At 71.1% G+C, this 10,953-nt stretch carries 15 protein-coding genes; 6 read left to right on the top strand and 9 right to left on the bottom strand.

The genetic code is table 11. The features are described from left to right. On the bottom strand, window positions 1–413 hold a 413-nt coding region (locus tag E1258_RS24960; protein ID WP_305847276.1), incomplete at its 3' end, for a type I restriction-modification enzyme R subunit C-terminal domain-containing protein. 222 nt (window positions 414–635) lie between these two features. Between E1258_RS24960 and E1258_RS24955 the strand changes: the two genes are divergently transcribed. The 4 genes from E1258_RS24955 to E1258_RS24940 all read left to right on the top strand — a co-directional run bounded on the left by E1258_RS24955 (window position 636) and on the right by E1258_RS24940 (window position 2,093). Further along, window positions 636–1,007, top strand: a complete 372-nt coding sequence (locus E1258_RS24955; protein WP_371688683.1) for a DUF5753 domain-containing protein — start codon at window positions 636–638, stop codon at window positions 1,005–1,007. Window positions 1,008–1,015: 8 nt separating this feature from the next. Further along, a complete protein-coding gene (locus tag E1258_RS24950) occupies window positions 1,016–1,210 on the top strand; it encodes a DUF397 domain-containing protein (RefSeq protein WP_132405394.1) in 195 nt (64 codons plus the stop codon). A 72-nt stretch (window positions 1,211–1,282) separates the two neighbouring features. After that, window positions 1,283–1,696, top strand: a complete 414-nt coding sequence (locus tag E1258_RS24945) for a MerR family transcriptional regulator (RefSeq protein ID WP_132405392.1) — start codon at window positions 1,283–1,285, stop codon at window positions 1,694–1,696. Next, the gene (locus E1258_RS24940; protein ID WP_132405390.1) at window positions 1,689–2,093 is read left to right on the top strand and encodes a carboxymuconolactone decarboxylase family protein; all 405 of its coding nucleotides are present in this window, start codon (window positions 1,689–1,691) and stop codon (window positions 2,091–2,093) included. The genes E1258_RS24945 and E1258_RS24940 overlap by 8 nt, the downstream gene beginning before the upstream one ends. A 13-nt stretch (window positions 2,094–2,106) precedes the next feature. Here the strand turns inward: E1258_RS24940 and E1258_RS24935 are convergent, their stop codons facing one another. Both E1258_RS24935 and E1258_RS24930 read right to left on the bottom strand, forming a co-directional pair. Continuing rightward, complete coding sequence (locus E1258_RS24935) at window positions 2,107–3,096, bottom strand: BtrH N-terminal domain-containing protein (protein ID WP_132405388.1); 990 nt, start codon at window positions 3,094–3,096, stop codon at window positions 2,107–2,109. Beyond that, a complete protein-coding gene (locus E1258_RS24930) occupies window positions 3,093–3,350 on the bottom strand; it encodes a hypothetical protein (protein ID WP_132405386.1) in 258 nt (85 codons plus the stop codon). Before E1258_RS24930 ends, E1258_RS24935 begins: the two co-directional genes overlap by 4 nt. A 152-nt stretch (window positions 3,351–3,502) precedes the next feature. On the opposite strand from E1258_RS24930, the gene E1258_RS24925 reads away from it, so the two are divergent. Together E1258_RS24925 and E1258_RS24920 are read left to right on the top strand one after the other, a co-directional pair. Beyond that, complete coding sequence (locus E1258_RS24925) at window positions 3,503–4,258, top strand: Clp protease N-terminal domain-containing protein (protein WP_132405384.1); 756 nt, start codon at window positions 3,503–3,505, stop codon at window positions 4,256–4,258. A 74-nt stretch (window positions 4,259–4,332) separates the two neighbouring features. After that, complete coding sequence (locus E1258_RS24920) at window positions 4,333–5,307, top strand: asparaginase (protein WP_165949896.1); 975 nt, start codon at window positions 4,333–4,335, stop codon at window positions 5,305–5,307. Window positions 5,308–5,462: 155 nt separating this feature from the next. On the opposite strand, the gene E1258_RS24915 is transcribed toward E1258_RS24920, so the two are convergent. From E1258_RS24915 to E1258_RS24895, 6 genes are all read right to left on the bottom strand, one after another. Continuing rightward, entirely contained in the window at window positions 5,463–6,185 is a 723-nt protein-coding gene (locus tag E1258_RS24915; protein WP_132405382.1) for a CDP-alcohol phosphatidyltransferase family protein, read from the bottom strand. Further along, a complete protein-coding gene (locus E1258_RS24910; protein WP_132405380.1) occupies window positions 6,163–7,227 on the bottom strand; it encodes an iron-containing alcohol dehydrogenase family protein in 1,065 nt (354 codons plus the stop codon). The genes E1258_RS24915 and E1258_RS24910 overlap by 23 nt, the downstream gene beginning before the upstream one ends. Beyond that, on the bottom strand, window positions 7,215–7,946 hold the full coding sequence (locus E1258_RS24905) for a sugar phosphate nucleotidyltransferase (RefSeq protein WP_132405378.1): 732 nt from the start codon (window positions 7,944–7,946) through the stop codon (window positions 7,215–7,217). Before E1258_RS24905 ends, E1258_RS24910 begins: the two co-directional genes overlap by 13 nt. A gap of 126 nt (window positions 7,947–8,072) precedes the next feature. Next, window positions 8,073–8,843: a hypothetical protein gene (locus tag E1258_RS24900; RefSeq protein ID WP_132405376.1), complete on the bottom strand. Its 771-nt coding sequence runs from the start codon at window positions 8,841–8,843 to the stop codon at window positions 8,073–8,075. Further along, window positions 8,840–8,962 carry a hypothetical protein gene (locus E1258_RS35495; RefSeq protein WP_256371033.1) on the bottom strand — a complete coding sequence of 41 codons (123 nt, stop codon included), beginning with the start codon at window positions 8,960–8,962 and terminating at the stop codon, window positions 8,840–8,842. Before E1258_RS35495 ends, E1258_RS24900 begins: the two co-directional genes overlap by 4 nt. Before the next feature lie 76 nt (window positions 8,963–9,038). Further along, window positions 9,039–10,953 (bottom strand): hypothetical protein (locus E1258_RS24895; protein WP_132405374.1); only part of this gene is annotated, 1,915 nt, incomplete at its 5' end.

The following is a 10,953-nucleotide window of genomic DNA, read 5'->3' as shown; positions in this document are numbered from 1 at the left end:
CCCCTGGCGCTAAGCCACCTCGCTCGCGGGGCGGCGGTGTCCCGGACGGACTTGATGATCGTGACCAGGCGGTCCACGTCGGCGGACGAGAAGATCGATTCCAGGTCCGGCGCGATGTCGCTGAACGGGGATTCGTAGAGCCGCACGGGCTCCATGACGCCGTTACGGGTCAGGTGGGCGACGATCAGGTCGATGAAACTGATCTGGTTCGCGGTGAGGGTGCGACCGGCCAGGAACTCGCTGAACGCCTCGTTGGCCGCCTCCCGGTCGAGCCCGACCAGCGAGCGGATGAAGAGCCCGAGCCCGTCGGACGAGCGGCGGGCCCGGTCGATGTCCTCGGGGCCGCCACCGCTGGCCGCGAGCATCCGCTCCAGCTCGTCGAGATCGCGCTCGGGCTTCCGCCGCGCCGTCACGACCAGCACCCCGCGTGATGCGCCTCTGCGAGGACCGGCACCGGCCGTTCCGGCAGGTAGGGCACCCGCGCCACGCCGATGGCCCGGCATGTTCCTGCCTGTTCGGACAGGTCTTCGGCGGGCCGAGGTGGTCGAGCGGGGTCGCGCCGCGACGGTGCCTGAACGGCCAGAGCCGGCGCAGCAGACCGGGATGCGTCGGGTTCTTCGCATGCCGAGCCATGAATCCCGGACGCGGCGGAGATCCGCTGGTACCAGTCCGAGGTCATCCCCGGCATCCTCCAGACCGAGCCCTACATCCGGGCGATCATCGAAGGGGACGACGTAGAGCAGCAGACCGCAGTGCGCCGCGAACGACAAAAGGTCATCGATCGCCCGGACGGGCCGGAGCTGAACTTCATCCTCAGCGAGTCGGCGTTGCGGCGTAACCTCGGCGACCGGGCGGCAATGCGGGAGACGTTCACGGACGCGGATTACCTCGACAGCCCCGAGGCGCTCCGGTCCTACAATCGGCTCTGGGGTCGTCTCCAGGCTGCGGCCCTGGGGCCGGCGGAGTCCCGACGGCTCATCCGGCGGATCGCAGACGAGATCAAGTAGAGGCTGACATGTCGAACCCGGACCTCACCGGCGCGGTGTGGCGCAAGTCCACCCGCAGCGACTCCAACGGCGGCGCGTGCGTCGAGGTGGCGGACCTCCGCGACGGGGTCGCCGTTCGGGACAGCAAGGACAAGTCCGGCCCCATCTTGTCCTTCGACGGCCAGGGCTGGCGCACGTTCATCGACTTCCTGAAGAGCAACTAGCTGTTGCGGGCCATGAGGTTGTCGACTCCTCGGGTTTGACTTAGAGCGTGCTCTAACTTCTACTCTGCTGACGTGGCAGAGGGCGAGGCAGGGCTCACCGTCGCGCAGATGACCGCGGCGACCGGAGTGTCGGGGCACACTCTGCGCTACTACGAGCGTGCGGAGTTGATCCGACCGGTGGCGCGGAACTCCGGGAATCAGCGCCGGTACTCGTCGGCGGACGTGGAATGGGTGAAGTTCCTGCTCCGGCTACGGGAGACGGGCATGCCGATCGCGCAGATGCGCGAGTATGCGCAGCTCCGGGAGCGCGGTTCGGTCACGACCGAGCCGCGTCTGCGCTTGCTCGAAGCACATCAGGCGGGCCTGCGCAAGCAGATCGCCCGGCTTCGCGCCCACGAGAAGGCGTTGGCCGGGAAGATAGCGACCTACCTGGATGACCTCGCGGCGCTCCAATCACAGCAGCAGAAGGGATCTGAAGATGGCTGAGAGGAAAGAACGGCAGGAAGGGTTCGAGCGGGGCAAGGCGGTGCTCGACGCGGTCGACGGGGCCGCCGGCGCAAAGGTCATCGACGCGCTCGGCGACATCTCACCGGAACTCGGCCACCAGGTCGTCGCCTGGGGCTTCGGCGAGATCTACTCCCGCCCTGGCCTCGAGCCACGAGACCGGCAGCTCGTCACCCTCGGGATGCTTACCGCACTCGGCGGATGCGAACCGCAGCTAGACGTCCACATCAACGCCGCGCTCAACGTCGGCCTCACCCCGCAGCAGATCATCGAAGCGTTCCTGCACTCGGCCGTCTACTGCGGGTTCCCGCGCGCTCTCAACGCCACGTTCACCGCGAAGAAGGTCTTCGCCGAACGCGGGCTCCTGCCGGTCACATAGCCGCTGGGCCGCTTTACCCGGTACGGATGTTGGCCAGTGTCTGCATGGCGTCGTGTTCGCGGTCTGCCAGGTCGGAAAGGACGGCCGAGGCGTCGGCCAGGTGGCGGTGGTCGGTGGTTTCTGCGGCGGCCGCGAGATGGCGGGAGACTTCCGTCCACAGCGGAGCTATCTCGCGGTACATCTGATGACCGCGACGGAGGTTGTCGTCGTCGACGATGGTGCAGCATTCGGCGAGGAAGTCGCGGTACATGGCGCGGAACAGGGCGCCGCCGGTTCCGCCGCGTTCCATTAGCGAGGCGGCCAGGGCGAGGTCGTGGCGCGGGTCGGCGCTGCGGGCGAGCCACTTCGGCACCTGCCCGGCGGCCTTGCGGATGCCGCGGTGGCCGAGGTTGGCGATGGGCGGGTTCAGGAAGTCGTGCGCGTTGCTGCGGATGGCCGCACCGACGACCTCGCCCAGCTTCGGCCGGTCCCCACCGCAGGCGAGGGTGTAGGAGAGGTTCCGGGCCGTCATCGGCCCGCGAACGTTTCGGGCCAGTTCCAGGCTCGCGCGGGTGGTCGTCACGGCGCCGCCCTGCTGGGCGGTGTCGACCAGGTAGGCGTGGGTGTCGTCGTAGCCGTACATCGCGACGACGTGGCCGCCGAAGTGGACCTTCACGGTGAAGTAGTCCAGGTGGTAGGAGTCGAGCTGCAGCCCGACCGGCCGGCCGGCGTCGATGGCGGCGGCGACGTTGTGCCAGGCCTTGCGCACCGACGTGGTCTCCTCGACGCGCATCGTCAGGCCCAGCCGGGCGGCCAGGGTCCGGGTGATGGTCATCGGCTTGGTCCGGCCACCGAGGAACGGAAAGTCCATGTTCTTGGCGTCCCAGTAGACGAAGCCGAGGCCTTCGCCGAGGCCGAACCGCATGGGCTCGGACAGGTCGATGCCCTCGTGGCGGAGCAGGACACCGAGCGCGGTGGTCTCGCAGTGCTGCCCGCCGGCGCAGGACACGTTCTCGATGATCATTTGGCCTCGTGGTCTGTGGGTGGGGATGACCGCCCCGGCTCGGAGCGGATCGGCCAGGCGATCTCCGTGCGGTACGCCCGCGTCGGCACGCCGGGGCGGGGCGGGAACAGGTACCGCTCCTCGGCGGGCCCGTCCAGCACCCGGTCGTGGTCGGCTGTCCAGCGGCCCAGCGCCTCGGCCAGCCCGGTCAGCGAGGTGTGCACCAGCACCCGCGCGATGGGCTGGGCGTCGCGCCACCGCTCGGTCAACCCCACCTCCAACTCCCGTGGCCGCCGGATCGGCCCCCGCCCGCACGAACTGATCGACGGTGTGATTGTCGGACGTAAAGTCTTGGGGTTGCTCACTGACCCCAGTGGGGGTATAAGTGACGTACCCCGTTCATAACCCCCATGTGTGGAGGGTCTTGATGCCGAAGATCAACGTCTATCTGCCCGACGAGCTGGCCGAGGCAGTCAAGGAAACCGGTGTGCCGGTATCGGCGATCTGCCAACGCGCCCTGGAGCAGGCGGTGCGCCGGGTCACCGCCGTCCGGCAGACCGCCCTGGGGCAACTCACCCGTGACGATCTGGATGAACGGTTCCCTCACTTCACCGGGCGGGCCCGGGCGGTGCTCGCGCTGGCGATCGAGCGCGCCGGCACGGCGTCGGCGCCGTCGGTGGGTACCGGTCATCTACTCGCCGGAATCGTCGGTGAAGGCAGCAACCTGGCCCTTCACGTCCTGCGGGCCATCGAGATCGACCAGGCGCACGTGCTGCGTGACCTGCAGCGGCATCCCGGCGTGGAGCCGGGCGGAGCATCCGAAGACGGGTCGGTGCATTTCAGTACCGCAGCCGCCGGCGCGCTGGAGCTGGCGGTGACCGAGGCGACCTCACTCGGGCACAACTACATCGGCTGTGAACACCTGCTGCTGGGCCTGGTCGCCGAGCCGGACGGTGTCGCCGGACAGGTGCTGCGCTCGTTGGGAGCCGACCCTCGGCTGACCCGCCGCGCCGTGGCCGCGGCGCTTGCCGGCTACGTGCACCTGCGTGCCCAGACACCGCCGCAACCCTCCGCCGAACCGGTGCAGGCGCTCGCAGCGGCGATGCAGCAGCATCTGCAGCCGCTGATCGCCCGGATCGAACGGCTGGAGCAGCAGTTGAGTCTTCCCGATCCGTCGCGATGACCACGCCTACGGAGGGCATGCCACGAACGTCGCGCGCTGCCGGTGGGCAGAAGCCAACGGAAAGGACGTATGCCGTGGCACCCCGGGTGTTGCTCGTGGCCACCAAGGACATTCACGCCTACGGGCAGCGCGACGCTGAGCCGACCGTGTTCACCGGTGCGCAGCTTCTCACCGGCATTCCGACGACGCAGTTGAGCGCTGAGGTGACCGTCGAGGACGTCACGACGGAGCCAAGTTGGGACATGTCGCCGGCCACGATGCTGGCGCTCGCGCGGCGGGTACGCGCCGCGATCCTGGACGACGGCTACGACGGCGTCGTCGTCACCCATGGCATCGACACCATGGAGGAGACGGCGTTCCTGGCCGATCTGCTCGCCGGAGCCGCCGCCACGCGGGCCGGCATCGTGTTCACCGGCGCGACACGGCGCGCCGACGAGCTGTCCGCCGACGGGCCTCGCAACCTCGCCAGCGCGATCGCCGCCGCCTGCGATCCGGCGCTGCACCGAGCCGGAGCCGTGCTCTGCCTCAACGACGAACTGCACGCCGCCCGCTGGGCCACCAACGTCAACGCCGGCGTGACCGCGTTCTCCTCCGCCCCGTTCCCGCCCCTGGCCCACGTGGTGGCAAACCGTGTGGTGCCCGTTGCCGCACCGCCGCCGCGACCGCCCGACCCCGTGGGCCAACCAGCATCCGACGTCGCGCTCATCAAGACCTATCCCGGGATGGAATCCACGCTGCTCACCGCGGCCGTGGACGCCGGCGCGGCCGGCATCGTGCTGGAAGGGACCGGCGTGGGCAATGTGCCGACCAGCCTGTTCGCCACCATCAGTGACCTCACGGAGTGGGGCATCCCGGTGGTCGTCGCCTCCCGCTGCCACACCACCACCAACCCGTCCCTGCCGGACCCGGCATACGTCAACGGCCTGGCCATGACGGTCGGGGCCATCAGCGCCCGCGGCCTCAGTGCCTCCAAAGCAAGAGCGGCATTGATGGTCGCCCTCGGCACGGGCAGCGCCGCGCGGGCCCGACAGTGGCTCGCCCAGCTCTGAGCCAACGCGCGCACGGACCTCCTGCTGTGGCGGGTGCCCGCTGCGGTGCGGTCGGAGCCGGCTCACCCGATGGCAGCGTGCTCAACCGCCCAGCCGCGTCAACAGGGGCCCCCTCCTCTACAGAATGCGTTAACAGGGGGCCCTCCTTGCACACCTCAGCGCAGCGAGGCGCGGGCGGAGAAGGCGATGCTGGCCAGGAGGAAGCCGCCGTTGACCACGGTGAACGCCACCATCACCCAGAGGGTGAGGGCCGGGGCGAACGCCAGCACCACGGCCGCCACGAAGATCACCGCGCCGTAGTCGCGGACCAGCTTCACCAGCCGCACCGGCAGCGACGTCGAGGTGACCATGCTGGCCGCGTTCGGGCCGGACTGCATCACCGACGTCACCAGGTTGACCATCCAGGTGCCCGCGAAGAGCGCGACCAGCCAGCTCGGCGTCCCCGGACGCTGCGCCACGGCCGTGGCGGACAGCGCGGCCACCAGGGCGATCTGGGCGGCCACGTCGCAGAGCACGTCCACCCGGGCGCCCGCCGCGCTGCCCTGCCCGGTCACCCGGGCGAGCTGCCCGTCGGCGCAGTCCAGGGAGTACGCGACCTGCCAGCCGACCAGCGCGGCCAGCCCCACCACCCACGCCGGTACGTTGCCGGCGGCGACCCGGTCGGCCAGCGCCACCACGGTCACCGACGTGGCCAGGCCCAGCACCAGGTTGGCGATGGTCAGCGCCGTGGGACGCAGCCCGAGTCGCTGGGCGACCAGCGCGAACACCGCGCCCAGCCACTGGCTGATCGACTCGCTGAACAGGCCACCGCCCCGGTTGACCCGGTGGAAGTCGGCTACGGAGGGGCGGGACGGCTCAGCCAAGGTCGCGGAGTGCACCGGCGTAGTCTGCCAGCCGCTCCCGCGTCTCGGAAGCCGACATCGCCAGGTGCTCCAGGATGGTGTACCGGTCGGGCCGGGTGGCCGGCGCGAACTGCACCGCCTCGACGAACTGGTCGTCGGTCAGTTCGACCTCGGCCGGGAGCCGGGGCAGGTTGTGCCGGGCCAGGCAGGCCGACATCTCCGCGAGACGCCGCCCGTCGCCGCGCAGGAACGTGCAGAACAGCGCGCCGAGGCCGGCCAGCTCGCCGTGCGAGGCGGTGCCGGGGAAGAGGGCGTCGACCGCGTGCATGATCTCGTGGCAGCCGCCGCTGGACGGGCGGGAGGTGCCGCACACCGCCATCGCCAGGCCGCTGGAGATCAACGCCTCGGCCAGCACGATGACGAACGCGTCGTCGGTCATGTCGCCGGGGTGGGCGAGGACCGCCTCGGCCCCCATCCGGGCCAGCGACGCGGCCAGGCCGTCGACGGGCTCCCCGCGTACCCGGCGGGCCAGCTCCCAGTCTGCCAGCGCGCTGATGTTGCTCACCACGTCGCCGATGCCGGCCCTGTTGTGCCGCTCCGGCCCGGCCTCCACGAAGTCGAGGTCCACGATGACGGCGATCGGGATGTGCACCCCGTAGGAGCCCTTGATCCCGCCGGTGATCAGCGAGGCCACCGGGGAGGCGATGCCGTCGTTGGCCAGGCTCGTCGCCACGGTCACCATCGGCAGGCCGCGCCGCGTGGCCGCGTACTTGGCCACGTCGATGGTCTTGCCGCCGCCGATGCCCACCACCGCGTCGTACGACCGGGCGCGCAACTTCCCGCCCAGGTCGTCGGCCGCGTCGAGGGTGCCGCCGGCCACGGTGAACACGTCCGCCGAGCGCAGCGACGGGCGGATCAGCTCGGCGATCTGCCCGCCCTGCCCCGGCCCGACCACCACGGCGACGTCGCCGCCGGAGGAGATCCGCCCGTCGGCCAGGATCGTGGCCAGGTCCGCCACCGCGCCCCGCCGCACGTCGATGTGCAGCGGGGTGAGGATCGTGCGGGCTAGTAGCGGCACGCGATCTCCCGCGCCCGGGCCAGGTCGTCGTGGTTGTCGACCTCCACCCAGGAGACGTCGCCGATCGGCGCCGCCCGCACCTCGCCGCCGCGCTCGGCGAACTCCTGGTAGCCGTCCTCGTAGTAGAGGTTCGGGTCCCGCCGCCAGGTCGCCTCCAGGGCGTCGGCGAGCGCGTCGGCCACCTGCGGCTCGATCAGCGTCGCGCCGATGTACTCCCCGTACGCCTCACCCGGGTCCATCAGCTTGGTGATCCGGGTGAGCTGGCCGGCGGCGTCGAAGGTGGTCTTCATCTCCTCCTCGGCCAGCGGCTTGAGCGTGTCCACGGCGAGCAGGATGCCCGGCCCGCGCTGGGCCAGCAGGGTCCGCTCCACGCTCACCGGGTGCACGGTGTCGCCGTTGACCAGCAGCACGCCCCGGGCGAAGTGTTCCCGGGCCAGCCAGAGCGAGTACGCGTTGTTCCACTCCTCGGCCCTGTCGTTGGGCACGAGGGTGATCGTGACGCCGTGGCGCTTCTCCAGCTCCGCCTGGCGGGTCACGACCGCGTCGGCGGCGTACCCGACGACGATCACCACGTCGGTGAGGCCGACCTCGGCGAGGTTGCGCAGCGCGATGTCCAGGATGGTGGTGTCACCGTCCACCGGCACCAGCGCCTTGGGCAGGGTGTCGGTGTACGGACGCAGTCGGCGCCCCGCACCGGCCGCGAGGACCATCCCGATCATGCGACCGCCTCCTTGGTACGTCTCCGGAGCACGTCTCCGGGTCACCGGTGGAGGATAGCGCCGGGGCCGACCGCGCCCGCCGTCAACCGGCGCGTCAGCCCGGCGGCACCGCACCGCGCCTCGGCGTCAGCCCGGCAGCGCGGCCAGGTCCGCCAGCATGGTCAGCCGCTCCTCGGCGGTCAGCACCTCGTACGGGCCGGCCGCCCGGCGGTCCGTCTCCAGCCCGATGGCCAGCCGTTCCGGGCCGGCCGGCAGCTCGCCGACGCTCAGGGCGGTGTGCCCCGCCGCCGTCCACGCCGCCGCGTGCGCGTCGGCCCGGTGGTAGCGCAGCGTGCCCAGCCGGTTGAGCAGCAGCACCCCCGGCGCGGTGCCGTCCGGCTCGTACGGGGGTGCCGTCACCGCGAACGCGTCGCCCAGCACGTCGGTCCCCTCCTCGGCGCTGACCAGCGCGTACGCCAGCAGCCCGCCGAGTGTCTCGACCAGCCGGAGCACCCGGTCGTCGTGCCCGGACCACAGCTCCTCGGTCACCTCGGCGTGCACCTGGTACAGCTCGGCCAGGAAGGCGAGGCCGCGTTCCGTGGCGCAGATGCAGCCGTCGGGGCGGCGGTGCAGCATGCCGTACGCGACCTGCTTGTCCAGCGCCCGCTGGCAGGAGGCCGGGTCGCGGTACCGGGTCACCGCGGCGAAGCCCGCCGGGTCGACCGTCCCGCCCGGCGCGGCCAGCCGGGTGCGGAACTCGACCAGGAAACCCGTGGCCGCCGGCCCGCCGTACCGCTGGCTCAGCTCCGCGCCACCTCCGTCCCGACCGGCGAGGATGCCGGCGACGAAGACCCGGTCGACCGCCGGGGCGACCAGCCCGGCGAACCGGTGCGACGGAAGCTCGACGTCCTCGCTCACAGACCGATCGAGCGCAGCGCCGCGAAGGCGGCCCGCTGCGGGGACCGGCGCGGGACGAAGAGGCGGCCGTTGTCGTCGACGATCAACGCGTCGGCGCAGCGGAGAGGCTCGGTGGGCACGTCAACGACAGTAGCGAGCCGGGACCGTCAGGGCGATGCCCCGTCCGGCCCCGGCTCGCTGCCGTCGTGATCTGGGCTAAGGGCCGACGAAGATCGCCTTCGTCCGCCAGTCGACCCCGCCCTGGGCAGGGCCGCTGCGCACCGTCCAGCTACCCGAGGGCGCGCCGTTGATCCAGTTGGCCGACGACAGGGTGCCGAGGTTGCGGCTGACCATGTAGATCCGGGATCCGGCGACGAAGACCCCGCCGGAGTCGGCGAAGCCGGTCGCCCCGGCCACGGTGAACTTGTCCGCCCCGACGGTGCCGCTGTCCGGGTTGAACCAGCGCCAGAAGAGGCCGTTCTGCCCGGTCAGGGTGTAGTAGAGCCGGCCGTTGGTGTAGAACATGCCGGTCATGTTGGCGATCTCCGGGTAGAAGCTCACCGTGTTGCCGGCGTACGTCTGGCCCTCCGGCCCGGAACCGGTCACCACCGTGTCCCACAGCGCGTCGTGGTACGGGTCGACCCGCGTCGGCTTGCCGAAGGTGGTGCCGTCGAACGTGCGCCGCCACAGCGCGCCGCTCATCCCGTAGAACAGGGTGCCGCCGGCCCAGAAGGCGCTCTTCGCCGTCGACCAGGTGGTGCCGTCGGGGTTGGCGACCGGCGTGGCCGCGCCCACCGCGCTCGTCCCGTCGTACGACCGGCGCTGCACCGCGTTTACCGAGCCGCTGCTGAACCCGGCCTGGTAGACCCTGCCCGGCAGGGTGGCGGTGGCGGTGGAGTGCGGGGCGGCCGCGCCGCTGAGCGGGAAGAACGCGATCCGCTCCCGGCGGTACTGGAAGTTGCCGATCCAGTCCTGGTCCGAGCCGAGCCAGATGCCCTGCGGGGTGACCAGCAGCTCTGCCACGCCGTAGCCGCGCGGGTGCCGGCCCGGGTTCCACGACAGCGGCAGGCCGTTGAGCGGGTCGAGGGCGGCGATGCTGGGCCGGGCCACCGCGCCCGGGTACGCCGAGTTCGTGGCGGAGGTGTTGTTCAGCCAGCGGAAGTGACCGCCGACGTAGACGGCCTGCTCGGTGATGCCCACGGAGAGGAACGTGTCCCCGCCGGTGTAGGCGACCCAGGTCGGCTGGACGGTGGTGCCGGTGGACGACGTCTCCCAGCGGGCCGCGGCGTCGCACAGCGTCCCTGCGTACGCTGTGCCCGTGGTGACGATGACGAAGTAGCTGCCGTTGGGGGAGAAGCTCACGTCCCGCACGTACGAGTCGAACGACTTCCAGGCGCAGCGCGGCTCGTACCGGTTGGTGTTCCAGGACGACATGGTCGCGGCGGAGGCGCCCAGGGTGAGCCGGACCACCTGGTCGTGCAGCGCCCCGTTGGCCTTCTTGAAGTTGCCGATCACCACGAGCTGGGTGCCGTCCGGCGAGACGGCCATCTTCTCGGCCCCGACGCCGGCGCTCGCGCCGCTGATCCCGTCGTAGTTGTGGTGCTCGGTCAGCGACGTGGTGAGGTAGCTGTCCACCACGCCGGTGACGGCGTCGAGCGAGGCGAGGCCGTTGCGCGGCTGCGTGGCGGCGGTGGTGAAGATGCCGCCCACGAACAGCCGGCTGCCGACCTTGGCGATGTCGTTGACCAGGCCGTTGAAGGCCAGGTTGGGGAAGCTGTTGACCACGCTGCCGTCGGCCAGGTTGAGCAGGGCCAGCTTGCGGCGGCTGGTGCCGTTGACGGTGTTGAACTTGCCGGCGAGGTAGACGGTGCCGGCCGTCGGGCCGGCGAGGATGTCGTAGACCTCGCTGTCGACCACCGGGGCGAACGCGGTGTCCACCTGGCCGGTGGCCTTGTCGAAGGCCAGCACGTACTTGCGGGCGATCGTGACGTCCGAGTTGCGGTTCTGCACCCCGGTGAACGAGCCGCCGACGACGACCTTGCTGCCGGCGTCGTGGATGGCGAAGACGGTGCCGTCCACGATGTCCGGGGTGAGGGAGGAGGGAACCGTGCCGACCACGGTGGTGTGGTTG

This window comes from Micromonospora sp. KC207, assembly GCF_004348615.1.
GTDB lineage: Bacteria > Actinomycetota > Actinomycetes > Mycobacteriales > Micromonosporaceae > Micromonospora.
The sequence above is the reverse complement of the archived record's forward strand: the minus strand, read 5'-3'. Positions and strand labels throughout refer to the sequence as shown.